This window comes from Escherichia sp. E1V33, assembly GCF_004211955.1.
GTDB lineage: Bacteria > Pseudomonadota > Gammaproteobacteria > Enterobacterales > Enterobacteriaceae > Escherichia.
In genome coordinates, this window is sequence record NZ_RHJI01000017.1 from 169366 (window position 1) to 187350 (window position 17985).

The 17985-nt window shown below is 52.8% G+C and carries 14 protein-coding genes; 9 read left to right on the forward strand and 5 right to left on the reverse strand.

Going from position 1 to position 17985, the window contains the following annotated elements; all coding sequences use genetic code 11:
* The first annotated feature begins 2 nt into the window (after window positions 1-2).
* Window positions 3-863 (forward strand): ketose 1,6-bisphosphate aldolase, encoded by an 861-nt coding sequence (locus D9742_RS16315; RefSeq protein ID WP_130237583.1) that lies wholly within the window; start codon window positions 3-5, stop codon window positions 861-863.
* The gene (locus tag D9742_RS16320) at window positions 860-1861 is read left to right on the forward strand and encodes a carbohydrate kinase family protein (RefSeq protein WP_000970597.1); all 1002 of its coding nucleotides are present in this window, start codon (window positions 860-862) and stop codon (window positions 1859-1861) included. Before D9742_RS16315 ends, D9742_RS16320 begins: the two co-directional genes overlap by 4 nt.
* Here D9742_RS16320 and D9742_RS16325 read toward each other — a convergent pair.
* The gene (locus D9742_RS16325; protein WP_130237584.1) at window positions 1858-2565 is read right to left on the reverse strand and encodes a response regulator transcription factor; all 708 of its coding nucleotides are present in this window, start codon (window positions 2563-2565) and stop codon (window positions 1858-1860) included. The genes D9742_RS16320 and D9742_RS16325 overlap by 4 nt on opposite strands.
* 290 nt (window positions 2566-2855) lie before the next feature.
* Between D9742_RS16325 and yjcS the strand changes: the two genes are divergently transcribed.
* The 7 genes from yjcS to yjcO all read left to right on the forward strand — a co-directional run bounded on the left by yjcS (window position 2856) and on the right by yjcO (window position 13018).
* Window positions 2856-4841 carry an alkyl sulfatase YjcS gene (yjcS, locus tag D9742_RS16330; protein WP_130237585.1) on the forward strand — a complete coding sequence of 662 codons (1986 nt, stop codon included), beginning with the start codon at window positions 2856-2858 and terminating at the stop codon, window positions 4839-4841.
* 208 nt (window positions 4842-5049) lie between these two features.
* Window positions 5050-5325: a YtcA family lipoprotein gene (locus D9742_RS16335; protein ID WP_001308208.1), complete on the forward strand. Its 276-nt coding sequence runs from the start codon at window positions 5050-5052 to the stop codon at window positions 5323-5325.
* 19 nt (window positions 5326-5344) lie between these two features.
* Window positions 5345-6376, forward strand: a complete 1032-nt coding sequence (mdtN, locus tag D9742_RS16340; protein ID WP_000446360.1) for a multidrug efflux transporter periplasmic adaptor subunit MdtN — start codon at window positions 5345-5347, stop codon at window positions 6374-6376.
* The gene (gene mdtO / locus D9742_RS16345; protein ID WP_130237586.1) at window positions 6376-8427 is read left to right on the forward strand and encodes a multidrug efflux transporter permease subunit MdtO; all 2052 of its coding nucleotides are present in this window, start codon (window positions 6376-6378) and stop codon (window positions 8425-8427) included. Before mdtN ends, mdtO begins: the two co-directional genes overlap by 1 nt.
* Window positions 8424-9890: a multidrug efflux transporter outer membrane subunit MdtP gene (gene mdtP, locus D9742_RS16350; protein ID WP_130237587.1), complete on the forward strand. Its 1467-nt coding sequence runs from the start codon at window positions 8424-8426 to the stop codon at window positions 9888-9890. Before mdtO ends, mdtP begins: the two co-directional genes overlap by 4 nt.
* Window positions 9891-10087: 197 nt before the next feature.
* A complete protein-coding gene (gene fdhF, locus D9742_RS16355; protein WP_130237588.1) occupies window positions 10088-12235 on the forward strand; it encodes a formate dehydrogenase subunit alpha in 2148 nt (715 codons plus the stop codon).
* 93 nt (window positions 12236-12328) lie between these two features.
* Window positions 12329-13018 carry a Sel1 family TPR-like repeat protein YjcO gene (gene yjcO / locus D9742_RS16360; RefSeq protein WP_064525643.1) on the forward strand — a complete coding sequence of 230 codons (690 nt, stop codon included), beginning with the start codon at window positions 12329-12331 and terminating at the stop codon, window positions 13016-13018.
* Between the two features lie 608 nt (window positions 13019-13626).
* Here yjcO and gltP read toward each other — a convergent pair.
* The 4 genes from gltP to D9742_RS16380 form a co-directional block, all read right to left on the reverse strand.
* Window positions 13627-14940: a glutamate/aspartate:proton symporter GltP gene (gene gltP / locus D9742_RS16365; protein WP_130237589.1), complete on the reverse strand. Its 1314-nt coding sequence runs from the start codon at window positions 14938-14940 to the stop codon at window positions 13627-13629.
* 340 nt (window positions 14941-15280) lie between these two features.
* Window positions 15281-15877 carry a heme lyase NrfEFG subunit NrfG gene (gene nrfG / locus D9742_RS16370; RefSeq protein WP_130237590.1) on the reverse strand — a complete coding sequence of 199 codons (597 nt, stop codon included), beginning with the start codon at window positions 15875-15877 and terminating at the stop codon, window positions 15281-15283.
* Window positions 15874-16257, reverse strand: coding sequence for a heme lyase NrfEFG subunit NrfF (nrfF, locus tag D9742_RS16375; protein ID WP_130237591.1), 384 nt, complete (start codon window positions 16255-16257; stop codon window positions 15874-15876). The genes nrfG and nrfF overlap by 4 nt, the downstream gene beginning before the upstream one ends.
* Window positions 16250-17968, reverse strand: coding sequence for a heme lyase CcmF/NrfE family subunit (locus D9742_RS16380; protein ID WP_130237592.1), 1719 nt, complete (start codon window positions 17966-17968; stop codon window positions 16250-16252). Before D9742_RS16380 ends, nrfF begins: the two co-directional genes overlap by 8 nt.
* Window positions 17969-17985: the final 17 nt, after the last annotated feature.

Consider the following 17985-nt stretch of genomic DNA (forward strand, 5'->3'; position numbering starts at 1 on the left):
TTATGCCATTGATTTCTCTCGCTGAAGGGCTGGCACATGCCCGCGAACATCACTATGCGTTAGGTGCGTTTAATGTGCTGGACTCGCACTTTTTACGCGCCTTGTTTGCTGCTGCCAGACAAGAACGTTCGCCCTTTATTATCAACATTGCCGAAGTACATTTTAAATATATCTCGCTGGATTCCCTGGTCGAGACAGTGAAATTTGAAGCGGCGCGTCATGCCATTCCGGTGGTGTTAAATCTCGATCACGGACTGCATTTTGAATCGGTGGTGCAGGCGTTGCGGCTGGGATTCAGCTCAGTAATGTTTGATGGCTCCACGCTGGGGTATGAAGAAAATGTCCGCCAGACGCGGGAAGTGGTGAAAATGTGCCATGCCGTTGGCGTATCGGTAGAAGCTGAACTGGGCGCGGTGGGTGGCGACGAAGGCGGTGCGCTCTATGGTCATGCCGATGAATCCCTGTTTACCGATCCGCAACTGGCGCGTGATTTTGTCGACCGTACCGGCATTGACGCGTTGGCCGTGGCGATTGGCAATGCACACGGCAAATATCGCGGCGAACCGAAACTCGATTTCCCGCGCCTCGACGCTATCCGCCAGCAGGCTGCTATCCCGCTGGTATTACACGGCGGCTCAGGGATTAGCGATGCCGATTTCCGCCGCGCCATCGAACTGGGTATCCACAAAATCAATTTCTACACTGGCATGTCGCAAGCAGCGCTGGCTGCCGTTGAGGCCAGAATGGCGCACCGTCAGCCGATGTATGACGAGTTTGCCGAGTTACTGCTGGCAGTGGAAGCCGCCATCAGCGATACGGTTGCACAACAGATGCGTATTTTCTGTAGTGCGGGGCAGGCATGATGGAGCGTAAAGGGATTATCGCGGCAGGCAATATGCTGGTTGACCACGTCCATCAGATTATCCAGTGGCCAGAGCGCGGCTGGCTGGCGGAGATCACCCACAGCGAACGCTCCACCGGCGGCGCGCCGCTTAATGTCCTGCTGACGCTGGCGAAAATGCGCACCGGGCTGCCGTTACAGGCGGTAGGGCTAATTGGTCAGGACAGCGATGGCGATTACATTATGGCGATGCTTGAGCAATATCACGTCAATCGCCAGCATGTGCAGCGCACCACCTTTGCACCGACGTCAATGTCGCAGGTGATGACCGACCCAAGCGGGCAGCGCACCTTTTTCCATTCGCCGGGCGCTAACCGACTGCTTGATCTTCCGGCGTTCGATCAGCTTGATAACACCATGAAGATTTTCCATCTCGGCTATTTGCTGTTGCTCGATAGCCTGGATATGCCGGACGATGTTTACGGCACCCGCAGCGCCCGTTTGCTGGCGCAAATGCGTGATACTGGCTTTGAAACCTCACTCGACCTGGTCTCCCGCAAGGGCGATCCGCGTTATCAGCCGCTGGTGCTGCCCGCGTTGCGTCATCTGGATTATCTGGTAATTAACGAACTGGAAGCCGGGGAGTTTAGCGGGCTGGAGATTCGCCTGCCCAACGGCGAACCGCATATCGCGCATATTGCCGCCGCCGCGCGTGAACTGTTAGATGCGGGCGTACGCCAGCGAGTGGTGATCCACTGTCCGGAAGGTGCCTGGGGAGAGACACCGGAACAGGGCGGCGTGTGGATCCCTTCGCAAAAGTTAGAACAACGGGAAATTATCGGCAGCGTCGGTGCGGGCGATGCATTTTGTGCCGGATTTTTATATGGCTGCCATGAACGCTGGACGCTTACCGAGAGCATCAAACTGGCACACGCCTGCGCGCGGGCAAGCCTGTTATGCGCTAATGCCATCGACGGGGCAAAAACGCTGGAAGAGCTGCAAACAGAAATGTCGGATTAATGCACGTCGGCAGCGAAGACATACCCCAGACCACGCAGAGTTTTAATCAACATCGGCTGATGCGGGTTGAGTTCGATTTTGCGTCGTAAGCGCATGATTAATACGTCGATGGTGCGATCAAACACCTCCACGCTGTCGCTGTGGGTGAACGCCAGCAACTGCTCGCGGCTCAATACCCGACGTGCGTTTTGCGCCAGAGCCAGTAACAAGCCATATTCGCCCTGAGTTAACTCGACATGTTGCTGAAGCGGATTATGCAGCTGGCAGCGCGTGGTATCGAGATACCAGCCATTGAATGACAGCCCGGCGTTTTTCTCCTCATTAACCGCCAGCGCGCCAACCCGTCGCAACACCGCTTTCAGTCGTGCGACCACCACCCGCGGGGTGAACGGTTTGCAGATGTAATCATCCGCGCCCATTTCCAGCCCGACCACCACATCAGACTCACTGCCCATGCCGGTCAACATCACCACCGGCAATGCCGGACGCAGTTTCTGGATTTGCTGCAATACCCTCAGGCCGTTGGTATCAGGTAGCATCATATCCAGCACCACCAGCGCAATGTCAGGATCGCCCTCAATACGCGATATGGCCTCCTGTCCGGTATGGCTGACTGAAACCGTAAAGACATGTTCACTTAACACATCCTGCAACAGTGCGCAGATAGCCGTGTCATCATCCACCACCAGCACGACGGGTTTCATGGTTACACTCCGCATCATTCATCTGATTAATCATTGTGCGTACTTCTTGTCGAAGTGAAAGCTGAAAGTAATATAAATAATAAAAATATAAGTCAGGTCACATTATTGATGATAGTAATAAATATGCCGTACTTTTCCCTCTTCAGCACAAATGCCTAATAAAATGGCTCGTTCCGCTCACACTTCCACTTATTAAAGTCGCAATTTCCCAATTATGATAACGCCAGCTTTAAATGACGTATTTTGCATGGATTACATATTTACGACATAAATGATAAATGGAGATTTATATGAATAACTCTCGGTTATTCCGTTTGAGCAGGATTGTTATTGCGTTAACTGCCGCCAGCGGCATGATGGTAAATACCGCTAATGCGAAAGAGGAAGCGAAAGCCGCCACTCAATATACGCAACAGGTTAATCAGAATTACGCCAAATCATTACCGTTTAGCGATCGTCAGGATTTTGACGATGCCCAGCGTGGATTTATCGCCCCGCTGCTGGATGAAGGTATTCTGCGTGATGCGAACGGTAAAGTTTACTACCGCGCGGACGATTACAAATTTGATATTAATGCCGCAGCGCCGGAAACCGTAAACCCCAGCCTGTGGCGTCAGTCGCAGATCAACGGCATTTCTGGCCTGTTCAAAGTCACCGATAAAATGTATCAGGTGCGCGGCCAGGATATCTCTAACATTACGTTCGTAGAAGGCGAGAAAGGCATTATTGTTATCGACCCGCTGGTAACGCCGCCCGCCGCAAAAGCCGCACTTGACCTTTACTTCCAGCATCGTCCGCAAAAACCGATTGTTGCCGTTATCTACACCCACAGCCACGCCGACCATTATGGCGGTGTGAAAGGCATTATCTCTGAAGCTGATGTGAAATCGGGCAAAGTGCAGGTGATTGCCCCTGCTGGCTTTATGGACGAAGCCATCAGCGAAAACGTGCTGGCGGGTAACATCATGAGCCGCCGTGCGCTCTACTCTTACGGTCTGTTACTGCCGCACAACGCGCAAGGCAACGTGGGCAATGGCCTTGGCGTGACGCTGGCAACCGGCGACCCAAGCATTATTGCGCCAACCAAAACTATCGTCAAAACTGGCGAGAAGATGATTATCGACGGCCTGGAGTTTGACTTCCTGATGACCCCAGGCAGCGAAGCCCCAGCCGAAATGCACTTCTATATTCCGGCCCTGAAAGCCCTGTGTACCGCCGAGAACGCCACGCATACCCTGCACAACTTCTACACCCTGCGCGGCGCAAAAACTCGCGATACCAGCAAGTGGACAGAGTACCTGAACGAAACGCTGGATATGTGGGGTAACGACGCGGAAGTGCTGTTTATGCCGCACACCTGGCCGGTCTGGGGCAATAAGCATATCAATGATTATATTGGTAAATATCGCGATACTATCAAGTATATTCACGATCAAACCCTGCATCTGGCGAACCAGGGCTACACCATGAATGAAATCGGCGACATGATTAAGCTGCCGCCTGCGCTTGCCAATAACTGGGCTAGCCGCGGCTATTACGGTTCTGTCAGCCACAACGCTCGCGCGGTGTATAACTTCTATCTCGGCTATTACGACGGTAATCCGGCAAACCTGCATCCGTATGGTCAGGTGGAGATGGGTAAACGTTATGTGCAGGCTCTGGGCGGTTCTGCCCGTGTCATCAACCTGGCGCAAGAAGCGAATAAGCAAGGTGATTACCGCTGGTCGGCAGAACTACTGAAACAGGTGATTGCCGCCAATCCAGGTGACCAGGTGGCGAAAAATCTGCAAGCGAATAACTTTGAACAGCTGGGCTATCAGGCCGAGTCCGCCACCTGGCGCGGTTTCTACCTAACCGGCGCGAAAGAGTTGCGCGAAGGGGTACATAAGTTCAGCCATGGCACCACCGGTTCCCCGGACACCATCCGCGGGATGTCGGTCGAAATGCTGTTCGACTTTATGGCCGTTCGTCTCGACAGTGCGAAAGCCGCGGGCAAAAACATCAGCCTGAACTTCAATATGAGTAACGGCGATAACCTCAACCTGACGCTGAACGATAGCGTACTTAACTACCGTAAAACGCTGCAACCGCAAGCCAACGCATCTTTCTACATTAGCCGTGAAGATCTGCACGCCGTGCTGACCGGACAAGCCAAAATGGCGGATCTGGTAAAAGCGAAGAAAGCCAAAATTATTGGCAATGGTGCGAAACTGGAAGAAATTATTGCTTGTCTGGATAATTTCGATTTGTGGGTGAATATCGTAACCCCAAATTAATGTCACTCACTTTTGGGGGCGCTTAAGCCCCCAAAAGCATTTATTATAAAAATACATACAATCAATTAATACATAAAATATATAAGTTATGAATGCGGTGGCTGAATAAAGCTATTTTTATTCATCAAGAAAATAGCCATACTGACGCCTTCAATGGATATTGATATTCACTACAGATATTGTTCGCAGCAGACAGGATGTATTTAATATGCCAACAGTTCTCTCTCGCATGGCGATGCAACTCAAAAAAACAGCCTGGATAATTCCCGTCTTCATGGTTTCGGGATGTTCATTATCTCCGGCAATCCCGGTGATCGGCGCTTATTATCCCAGCTGGTTTTTCTGCGCCATTGCCAGCCTTATTTTGACGCTCATCACGAGGCGAATTATTCAGCGGACAAATATCAATCTGGCATTTGTCGGAATTATTTATACCGCCCTTTTTGCTCTCTACGCCATGCTGTTCTGGCTGGCATTTTTCTAATCTAGTTTGAGACGCGCTCATGGAAAGTACGCCGAAAAAAGCTCCTCGCAGTAAGTTCCCTGCCCTGTTAGTGGTTGCGCTGGCGCTGGTTGCCCTTGTTTTCGTTATCTGGCGCGTAGACAGTGCGCCATCAACTAACGACGCTTACGCGTCAGCCGACACCATTGATGTGGTGCCGGAAGTCAGCGGTCGCATTGTGGAACTGGCTGTCACCGACAACCAGGCAGTCAAACAGGGCGATTTGCTGTTTCGCATCGACCCGCGCCCGTACGAAGCCAATCTGGCAAAAGCCGAAGCCTCCCTCGCTGCGCTGGATAAGCAAATTATGCTCACCCAACGTAGCGTTGACGCGCAACAGTTCGGTGCCGACTCGGTTAATGCCACGGTAGAAAAAGCCCGTGCTGCCGCGAAACAGGCCAGCGATACATTACGTCGCACCGAGCCGCTGCTGAAAGAAGGTTTTGTTTCTGCAGAAGATGTTGATCGTGCAAGAACGGCGCAGCGCGCCGCAGAAGCGGATCTTAATGCCGTATTGTTACAGGCGCAGTCAGCCGCCAGCGCCGTCAGCGGCGTCGATGCGCTGGTGGCGCAACGTGCGGCGGTCGAAGCGGATATTGCCCTGACCAAACTGCATCTGGAAATGGCGACCGTTCGCGCGCCGTTTGATGGCCGGGTCATTTCCCTCAAAACCTCCGTCGGGCAATTTGCTTCTGCCATGCGCCCTATTTTTACCCTAATCGACACTCGTCACTGGTACGTGATCGCCAACTTCCGCGAAACCGATCTGAAAAATATTCGCTCAGGTACACCCGCAACGATTCGCCTGATGAGTGACAGCGGCAAAACCTTCGAGGGTAAAGTGGATTCAATTGGCTACGGCGTGCTACCGGATGACGGCGGCCTGGTGCTGGGCGGCCTGCCGAAAGTTTCTCGTTCTATTAACTGGGTCCGCGTTGCCCAGCGTTTTCCGGTCAAAATCATGGTTGATAAACCTGACCCGGAAATGTTCCGCATCGGCGCTTCGGCAGTCGCTAATCTTGAGCCGCAATAATGAGCGCGCTCAACTCCCTGCCATTACCGGTGGTCAGGCTGCTGGCGTTCTTTCATGAAGAGTTAAGCGAGCGGCGACCAGGCCGCGTGCCGCAGACCGTACAGCTCTGGGTGGGCTGCCTGCTGGTGATTCTGATCTCAATGACTTTTGAGATCCCTTTTGTGGCGTTATCGCTGGCAGTGCTGTTTTACGGTATTCAGTCGAACGCGTTTTACACCAAATTTGTGGCGTTCCTGTTTGTGGTCGCCACGGTGCTGGAGATCGCCAGCCTGTTTTTGATCTACAAATGGTCATATGGCGAGCCTCTGATCCGGCTGATCATCGCCGGACCGATCCTGATGGGATGTATGTTTTTGATGCGTACCCATCGCCTGGGGCTGGTCTTTTTCGCTGTCGCCATTGTCGCCATTTACGGGCAAACCTTCCCCGCCATGCTCGACTATCCGGAAGTGGTCGTGCGCTTAACGCTGTGGTGTATCGTTGTCGGCCTCTACCCGACGTTATTGATGACGTTAATCGGCGTGCTGTGGTTTCCCAGCCGCGCCATCACGCAGATGCATCAGGCGCTTAATGACAGACTGGACGATGCCTTAAGGCATCTGGCAGAAAATCTCACGCCTTTGCCGGAAAAACAGGTTGAAAGAGAGGCATTGGCGCTGCAAAAGCTGAACGTATTTTGCCTCGCGGACGACGCTGACTGGCGAGCAAAAAGCGCATGGTGGCAGAGCTGCGTAGCGACGGTGACCTACATTTACTCTACGCTAAATCGTTACCATCCCGCCGATTTTGCCGAATCACAGGCCACGAAAGAGCTGCGGCAAAAATTAGCGGCTGAAATCGGAAAACTTCAGCAAGCTATTACGCAAGGTGAAAGTTGGCAAAGTGACTGGCGTCTTAGCGAAGAAGAAGCCGTGGCGGCCCGGGTATGCAACCTGGAGAATATCTGCCAGGCGCTAATGCAGTTGGGTCAGATGGATCCCAACACTCCGCCAACACCAGCAGCCAAACCACCATCAATGGTTGCCGATGCTTTTACCAATCCTGACTATATGCGTTACGCGGTAAAAACGCTGCTGGCCTGTTTGATCTGTTACACCTTCTACAGCGGCGTCGACTGGGAAGGCATTCACACTTGTATGCTGACCTGCGTGATCGTCGCTAACCCCAATGTTGGTTCGTCGTATCAGAAAATGGCGCTGCGTTTTGGCGGTGCCTTCTGCGGTGCGATTCTGGCGCTGTTATTCACACTGCTAGTCATGCCCTGGCTGGATAGTATTGTCGAATTGTTGTTCGTTCTTGCCCCGATATTCCTGTTGGGCGCGTGGATTGCCACCAGTTCTGAACGCTCTTCCTATATAGGCACACAAATGGTGGTCACCTTCGCATTGGCCACACTCGAAAACGTTTTTGGCCCGGTGTATGACCTGGTGGAAATTCGCGATCGCGCCATCGGTATTCTTATCGGCACGGCAGTATCGGCGGTGATTTACACCTTTGTCTGGCCTGAAAGTGAAGCTCGCGCACTGCCGCAAAAACTGGCTGGCGCTCTGGGTATGTTAAGCAAGCTGATGCGTATTCCACGCCAGCAGGAAACCGCCACTCTACGAGGTTATCTGCAAATTCGCATCGGTCTACATGCGGCGTTTAATGCCTGCGAAGAGATGTGTGACCGCGTGGCGCTGGAACGTCAACTGAACGACCAAGAACGTGCAACACTGGTGGCTCGTGTGCAAAGCGTCATTCGTCAGGGGCGCGATATCCTGCACGCCTGGGACGCGACCTGGAATTCGGCGCAAATGCTGGATCACGCGCTACATCCAGACAGGGCCAGTCAATTTGCCGATGTGCTGGAGAAATACACCGCCGGTCTGACGACGGCCTCCAGTCTCTCTCCACAAATAATGCCTGAAGAGACATCGCACTCGTCGGTCGCACTCACCACTTTAGTAAAACAGGAACAACAGGTCTGCCAGCTCATATCCCGCTTGCCAGACTGGACAGCCCCGGCATTAACGCCCGCCACGGAACAGGCACAAGGAGCCGCGCAATGATCAATCGTCAACTTTCACGCCTGCTGTTATGCAGCATTCTCGGCAGCGCGACCCTAATGTCTGGCTGTGCGTTGGTGCGTAAGGATTCTGCGCCTCACCAACAGCTTAAACCGGAACAGATCAAACTTGCCGATGATATTCATCTGGCCAGTTCTGGCTGGCCACAGGCGCAGTGGTGGAAACAATTTAACGACCCGCAACTGGATGCCCTGATCCAGCGTACACTGCAAGGTTCACACACGCTTGCTGAAGCGAAACTGCGGGAAGAAAAAGCGCAATCACAGGCCGATCTGTTAGATGCCGGTTCACAATTGCAGGTGGCGGCATTAGGGATGCTCAACCGCCAACGTGTCTCGGCGAACGGCTTTTTAAGCCCTTATTCGATGGATGCGCCAGCGCTGGGTATGGACGGGCCGTACTATACAGAAGCCACAGTAGGTTTGTTTGCCGGACTGGATCTCGATTTGTGGGGTGTACATCGCTCGGCGGTTGCCGCCGCCATTGGCGCGCATAATGCCGCTCTGGCAGAAACCTCAGCAGTGGAGTTATCACTCACAACGGGCGTGGCGCAGCTTTATTACAGCATGCAGGCCAGCTACCAGATGCTCGATCTGTTGGAGCAAACTCGCGATGTGATTGATTACGCAGTGAGAGCGCACCAGAGCAAAGTGACGCACGGTCTGGAAGCGCAAGTGCCTTTCCACGGCGCACGGGCGCAGATTCTGGCGGTCGATAAACAAATTGCTGCCGTCAAAGGACAAATCACCGAAACGCGAGAATCTCTTCGCGCATTGATTGGCGCAGGAGCCAGCGATATGCCGGAGATCAGACCGGTGGCATTACCGCAAGTCCAGACCGGCATTCCGGCTACGCTCTCTTATGAGTTGCTCGCCAGACGCCCGGATCTGCAAGCGATGCGCTGGTATGTTCAGGCGTCATTAAATCAGGTGGATTCCGCGCGAGCGCTGTTCTATCCGAGCTTTGATATCAAAGCATTTTTCGGTCTGGACTCCATCCACCTGGATACTTTATTCAAAAAGAGCAGTCGTCAGTTCAACTTCATTCCGGGTCTGAAATTACCGCTGTTTGATGGCGGGCGATTAAATGCCAATCTCGAAGGTACTCGTGCCACCAGCAACATGATGATTGAACGTTACAACCAGTCAGTGCTGAACGCAGTGCGCGATGTTGCAGTCAATGGCACGCGTCTGCAAACGCTCAATGACGAGCGGGAGATGCAAGCCGAACGCGTGGAAGCGACCCGCTTCACGCAGCGTGCCGCTGACGCTGCCTACAAACGCGGTCTAACCAGTCGCTTACAGGCAACCGAAGCCCAGTTGCCTGTGCTTTCCGAAGAGATGTCATTACTGATGCTGGACAGCCGCCGTGTGATCCAAAGTATTCAATTGATGAAATCGCTGGGCGGCGGATATCAGGCGGCTCCTGACGTCGAGAAAAAATAAAATGTCTGCTGCGTGATGGCTGTCACGCGGTATTTCGTTTCGTCACGTCAAAACTGACGACAGCCTGTTTTTCGTCAGAGTTTTGAATAAATAGTGCCCGTAATATCAGGGAATAGCCTCAAATAAAATGTGGCATAAAAGATGCATACTGTGGTCGAGAGCGCGTATGCGTGATTTGATTAACTGGAGCGAGACTGATGAAAAAAGTCGTCACGGTTTGCCCCTATTGCGCATCAGGTTGCAAAATCAACCTGGTCGTCGATAACGGCAAAATCGTCCGGGCGGAGGCAGCGCAGGGGAAAACCAACCAGGGTACTCTGTGTCTGAAGGGTTATTATGGCTGGGATTTTATTAACGATACCCAGATCCTGACCCCGCGCCTGAAAACCCCTATGATCCGTCGCCAGCGTGGCGGCAAACTCGAACCTGTTTCCTGGGATGAGGCACTGGATTACGTTGCCAAGCGCCTGAGCGCCATCAAAGAGAAGTACGGTCCGGATGCCATCCAGACGACCGGCTCCTCGCGTGGTACGGGTAACGAAACCAACTATGTAATGCAAAAATTTGCGCGCGCCGTTATTGGTACCAATAACGTTGACTGCTGCGCTCGCGTCTGACACGGCCCATCGGTTGCAGGTCTGCACCAATCGGTCGGTAATGGCGCAATGAGCAATGCTATTAACGAAATTGATAATACCGATTTAGTGTTCGTTTTCGGGTACAACCCGGCGGATTCCCACCCAATCGTGGCGAATCATGTAATTAACGCTAAACGTAACGGGGCGAAAATTATCGTCTGCGATCCGCGCAAAATTGAAACCGCGCGCATTGCTGACATGCACATCGCACTGAAAAACGGCTCGAACATCGCGCTGTTAAATGCGATGGGCCATGTCATTATTGAAGAAAATCTGTACGACAAAGCGTTTGTCGCTTCCCGTACGGAAGGCTTTGAAGAGTATCGTAAAATCGTTGAAGGCTACACGCCGGAGTCGGTTGAAGATATCACCGGCGTTAGCGCCAGTGAGATTCGTCAGGCGGCGCGGATGTATGCCCAGGCGGAAAGCGCATCCATTCTGTGGGGCATGGGTGTTACCCAGTTCTATCAGGGCGTGGAAACCGTACGTTCTCTGACCAGCCTTGCGATGCTGACCGGTAACCTCGGTAAGCCGCATGCGGGTGTTAACCCAGTTCGTGGTCAGAACAACGTGCAGGGCGCCTGTGATATGGGCGCACTGCCAGATACGTATCCGGGCTATCAGTACGTTAAGTTCCCGGAAAACCGCGAGAAATTCGCCAAAGCCTGGGGCGTAGAAAGCCTGCCGGCCCATACCGGTTATCGTATCAGCGAACTGCCGCACCGTGCGGCGCATGGCGAAGTGCGTGCCGCGTACATTATGGGCGAAGATCCGCTGCAAACTGACGCGGAACTGTCGGCAGTACGTAAAGCCTTTGAAGATCTGGAACTGGTCATCGTTCAGGACATCTTTATGACCAAAACCGCGTCGGCGGCGGATGTAATTTTACCGTCAACCTCGTGGGGCGAGCATGAAGGCGTATTTACTGCGGCAGACCGTGGCTTCCAGCGTTTCTTCAAGGCGGTTGAACCGAAGTGGGATCTGAAAACGGACTGGCAGATTATCAGTGAAATTGCCACCCGTATGGGTTATCCGATGCACTACAACAACACCCAGGAGATCTGGGACGAGTTGCGTCATCTGTGCCCGGATTTCTACGGTGCGACTTACGAGAAAATGGGCGAACTGGGCTTCATTCAGTGGCCTTGCCGCGATACTTCAGATGCCGATCAGGGGACTTCTTATCTGTTTAAAGAGAAGTTTGATACCCCGAACGGCCTGGCGCAGTTCTTCACCTGCGACTGGGTAGCGCCAATCGACAAACTCACCGACGAGTACCCGATGGTGCTGTCAACGGTGCGTGAAGTGGGCCACTACTCTTGCCGTTCGATGACCGGTAACTGTGCGGCGCTGGCTGCGTTGGCTGATGAACCTGGCTATGCGCAAATCAATACCGAAGACGCAAAACGTTTGGGTATTGAAGATGAAGCGCTGATTTGGGTACATTCGCGTAAAGGCAAAATTATCACTCGCGCGCAGGTCAGCGATCGTCCTAACAAAGGGGCGATTTACATGACCTACCAGTGGTGGATTGGTGCCTGTAACGAGCTGGTTACCGAGAACTTAAGCCCAATTACCAAAACGCCGGAGTACAAATACTGCGCCGTGCGCGTCGAGCCGATCGCCGATCAGCGCGCCGCAGAGCAATACGTGATTGACGAGTACAACAAGTTGAAAACTCGCCTGCGCGAAGCGGCACTGGCGTAAATAAGTCCCTTCTACAGCCTCCTTTGGGAGGCTGTTTTTTTATCCATTCGAACTCTTTATACTGGATACACCCTACCCAATCGTATTATCAAAATGAAAAAAATTATCGCATTGATGTTGTTTTTGACATTCTTTGCCCACGCGAATGACTCTGAGCCTGGTAGCCAGTATGTAAAGGCGGCAGAGGCCGGAGACAGGCGCGCACAATATTTTCTTGCCGACAGCTGGTTTAGCTCCGGCGATTTGAGTAAAGCCGAATATTGGGCACAGAAAGCCGCCGACAGTGGTGATGCCGATGCTTGCGCGCTGTTGGCACAGATTAAAATCACCAATCCGGTTAGTCTGGACTATCCACAAGCAAAAATTCTTGCCGAAAAAGCGGCGCAAGCGGGCAGTAAAGAAGGTGAAGTGACGCTGGCGCATATTCTGGTGAATACTCAGGCCGGTAAACCGGATTATCCGAAGGCGATTTCGCTGTTAGAAAACGCCTCGGAAGATCTGGAGAACGACTCCGCCGTCGATGCCCAGATGCTGCTTGGTTTGATTTACGCCAACGGCATAGGCATTAAGGCCGACGATGAAAAAGCGACCTGGTATTTCAAACGCAGCTCTGCAATTTCCCGTACCGGTTATTCCGAGTACTGGGCGGGGATGATGTTCTTAAACGGTGAAGAAGGCTTTATCGAGAAGAACAAACAGAAGGCGCTGCATTGGTTGAACCTGAGCTGTATGGAAGGGTTTGATACCGGGTGTGAAGAGTTTGAAAAATTAACCAACGGTTAAGATAGGCCTGATAAGACGCGGTAAGCGTCGCATCAGGCATTGATGTCGGATGCGGCGTAAACGCCTTATCCGACCTACAAAAATCACGCTAAATCAGGCTATTGCGCTGTCTGGCGTAGGCCTGATAAGACGCGCCAGCGTCGCATCAGGCATTGATGTCGGATGCGGCGTAAACGCCTTATCCGACCTACAAAAATCACGCTAAATCAGGCTATTGCGCTGTCTGGCGTAGGCCTGATAAGACGCGGCAAGCGTCGCATCAGGCATTGATGTCGGATGCGGCGTAAACGCCTTATCCGACCTACAAAAATCACGCTAAATCAGGCTATTGCGCTGTCTGGCGTAGGCCTGATAAGACGCGGTAAGCGTCGCATCAGGCATTGATGTCGGATGCGGCGTAAACGCCTTATCCGACCTACAAAATCATGCTAAATCAGGCTATTGCGCTGTCTGGCGTAGGCCTGATAAGACGCGGTAAGCGTCGCATCAGGCATTGATGTCGGATGCGGCGTAAACGCCTTATCCGACCTACAAAATCACGCTAAATCAGGCTATTGCGCTGTCTGGCATTCACACATTGCCGGGTGGATATCCCCGGCAATCTTCAATTATTGATCCGCAGTTTTATCAAATTTGCCCAGCACTTCACGCTCATAAGCCAGCGCTTTCTTACGGTCAAATTTGTGTTCCCACTTGGCAATCACCAGCACCGCCAGCGCATTACCCACCACGTTCAGCGCAGTACGCGCCATATCGAGGATACGGTCAACACCGGCAATAAACGCCAGACCTTCCAGCGGAATACCTACGCTACCCAGCGTTGCCAGCAGCACCACAAACGACACGCCCGGCACGCCAGCAATCCCTTTCGAGGTCACCATCAGCGTCAGCACCAGAATGATTTCCTGCCAAATGGACAGGTCAATGCCATACAACTGCGCGATGAAGATAGCGGCAATACTTTGATACAGCGTCGAACCGTCGAGGTTAAAGGAGTACCCCGTCGGCACAACGAAACTGGTGATCGACGCCGGTGCACCGTAGGCTTCCATCTTCTCAATAATTCGCGGCAATACGCTTTCAGAGCTGGCAGTAGAGTACGCCAGAATCAGTTCATCTTTCAGAATACGAATCAGGATCCAGACACTCAGCCCGCACAGGCGCGCCACAATTCCCAGCACAGCCAGCGCGAAGAACAGAATGGCGAAATGCACCAGAAGCACCAGTTTCGCCAGTGGCCACAGAGAAGAGAAACCAAAGTTAGCCACCGTCACCGCAATCAGCGCAAACACACCCACCGGCGCGTAACGCATCACCATGTGAGTCACTTTAAACATGGTTTCGGAGATGGAGCGGAACACAGTGACCAGCGGTTCACGATGCGTCGCAGGCAGGGAGGAAAGCCCCAGACCAAACAGCACCGAGAAGAAGATGATTGGCAGCATTTCGCCTTTCGCCATCGACGCCACAATGTTCGTCGGCACCAGCGACAAAATCGTCCCCATAATGCCGTGGGAACTGCTTTGAACGGCTTCCGTAGTACTCTGATATTTCGAGATATCGACGGTCGCCAGCTGCGACATATCCACCCCGGCACCGGGCTGGAAGACGTTCGCCAGAGTGATCCCCAGAATGATGGCGATGGTGGTAATCACCTCGAAGTAGATAATAGTTTTCGCACCAATTCGCCCGAGCTGTTTGGCATCGCCGACTCCAGCGATACCGACCACCAGCGTGGAAATCACGATCGGCACAACAATCATTTTAATCAGGTGGATAAAGATATCACCTGCCGGGGAGAGAAAATTAACGACTAACCAGTCACGGCTGTCGCTGTGATAATGCAGGTAACTTCCCAGGAGAATGCCCAGCACCATAGCAATGAGTATCTGCCAGGCAAGGCTGATTTTTATATTTTTCATACAATTGACTTCCTCAGTGGAACGCCGTTCCCCGTTCAAAAACGCAAGAACGTTATAAACTGCAGGGTATGGATTGTGTTGCGTTGGTTTGTAGATTTTTTTAACGCCTATGATCAGTATCATTTGCGCGGTATGTTGCGCAACCCTTTAACAACAGAGCTTTTCGCTGTATTAATGCATAATAACGCGAGTTTATGGCAAGATTGATGAATAACTATTTGTTATGGAAAGATTTTTATTTGTTTAATCTGCAATAATTCTCACTAGTGATTATTTTTTGAGTGCGTTCATTCGGTTATTTTTTATGCAGCTCAATAACATAATCTTCAAAGCAGGATGATTAATCCAATCGCCGCTGTAGCAGTTTTGCCATATTAATCGACTCAACCAGCTGTGTTCGGTTGACCCGGGGCGAGTTAAGATCCATCACTTTTTGCCATAGTTCGATGGCTTGCGCGTAATTCGCCTGCATAAACGCATCGGAAGCCAGCAGCATCAGGGCAGTGATTTCGTTAGAGTCCAGCGCGAGGGCTTTGTCGATCATTGCGCGAGTCTGGGCGGTCATATGCTGGCTTGCCTGATAGTAGAGCACCGTCGCCAGCGCCGCGTACAATTCAGCATTCTCACCACGTAGCTGTAACGCTTGCCGGTACGCCAGCAGCGAATTGCTGTAATCGTTTTGCCACAGATAGTACTCGCCCAGTAACGCCCACTGTTCGCTGTTTTGTGGATTAGCGCGGATTTTATCCTGCAATGCCTGAAGCTGCGCTTCCGGGGTTTGCTGGCTGGCAAACTGATGTAGCGGATCGTGCTGACGCTGATACTCTGCTCGCGCCGCCTGCCATTTTGGACTTAACAGATAACTGCCGACACAGAGAAATACCATCAAAATCGTGAATGTTGTCAGCATTTTCACCGGTATTTGAGGCTGTTTCATCGCTTCGCCCTCACTCGCCAGAGGGTCAGTGCCATCAGCAGTAACAACACCACTGGCAGCGCCCACAACACCAGCGTCTGACCCGTTAACGGTGGGTTATAGCGAACAAAATCTCCGTAGCGTTCGGTCATCCAGCCAATGATTTCGACTTCGCTTTTCCCCTCCGCCACCATGCTGTAAACCTGATGGCGCATACTGACTGCCACCGGCGCATTGGATTCCAGTAAGTTCTGATTCTGGCACTGCGGACAACGTAACTGGCTGGCAATATTTAACGCCTGTTCCTGTTGTTGCGGATTGGCGAATTGCCAGGTGTCTACAACCTGAGCACGCGCAAAACAGGCAAATAACAGCAGTAGCGTGAGAAGTCCTTTATTCATCGCGCTTCCTCCCCCGCCATCCGCTTAATAATGCGCCTGCAATCATCAACAATCCTCCCCCCCAGATCCAACGCACGCCGCTTTGTACATACAAACGAAAAGCGTAGCGATCCGGCCCGGTTTTCTCCCCCATGACCGCATACCAGTCATGGATGCCGTTCCAGCGAATTGACGGCTCCATCATTTGCTGACGACGTGCTTCATAAAAACGCCGCTCCGGCGTTAATTCACCAATACGTTGCTGATGGTCAAACAGTGCCACTATCGCTTTTTCACTGGTGTAATTACCTTTGGCTTGTAGATCGAGGCGCTCAAAGCGGAAGGTGTATCCTGCCAGCGTCACCTGCTGACCCGGCTGTAAATTCAGGCTGATCTCCTGACGGCTGACGCTGGAAACCACGATCCCCGCAGCAAATAACAGCACGCCCGCATGAGCTACCAGCGCCGGAAGCTGCGCGCGTTTGCCAGAGACAAACGTCGCCAGCACTATCACCACTAGCATCAGCAAACCAAACGGCAACGTCGCGCGGTTGAAATACGGCGCACCAACGGAGAGGCGTCCCCAGCCCAGCAAGCCGTAAATCATCGGATAAAGCGTTCCCACCAGCACTACCAGTAGCACTGCGCAAAACAGCAACAGCGTAGCGAGGATTAACATTTCTCGCGATAATCCCGAAAAACGCACCGCCGGGCCACCGTCCCGCGCTCGCCAGCCATACAGAGCCAGAGACGCAAGGCTAATCAGTACAAACAGACTGAACAACGGCACGGCGCGGACGTTATCCAGCGCGAACGCATGAACCGAAACCAGAATGCCAGAACGGACAATTAAGGTGCCCAGCAGCGACAGCATCAGAGTAACTATCGCCAGCAACAGCGACCAGTGGCGGAAAGTCCCCCGCTGGCGTGTCAGGGACAAACTGTGCAGCAACGCAGTGGCAGAAAGCCAGGGTAATAAAGAGGCGTTTTCCACCGGATCCCAGAACCACCAGCCGCCCCAGCCCAGTTCGCAATAGGCCCACCAGGAACCGAGGATGATCCCCGCCGTTAATGCGCTCCAGCCAGGTAGTGCCCAGCGCCAGCAAATTCGGGCGCTGGCCGCATCAAACTCGCCGCGCAGTAGACTCGCCAGCGCCACGCTCGCCGCTACCATCAAACCGCCATAGCCGAGATAAAGCAGCGGCGGATGGAAGATAAGACCAGGATGTTGCAGCATTGGATTGAGATCGCGGCCTTCGATTGCTGGTGGAAATATCCGCACGAAGGGATCGGACCACAGCACCACAAACAGTAGCAGTGCGGCGAGCATGAGAGATAAAACGGCTAGCGTCAGCGGAAATAGCGGATCGGTTTGCTGCCGATAATGCCAGGCAAACAGTGCGCTCCACGCGGAAAGCAGCAGCACCCAAAGTAGCAGCGAACCTTCATGACCACCCCACACCGCCGCCAGTTTAAGTTCCCACGACAGCAGGCTGTAGCTATGTTGGGCAACATAAATGACCGAGAAATCGCTGATGAGAAAACAATACGTCAGTACGCCAAAGGCGAGCAGCAGGAGCGCGAACTGCGCCAGAATGCCGATGCAAGTGAGTCGCATCATGGCAGGCCAGCACAACCGCACTCCCGCGAAGGTCGTCAACGGGGTCAACACATTGACCCCGAGGCTTAACAACAACGCCAGAAAACCGACTTCAGGAAGGAATACGTCCAGAAACCACCTCTGTTCTG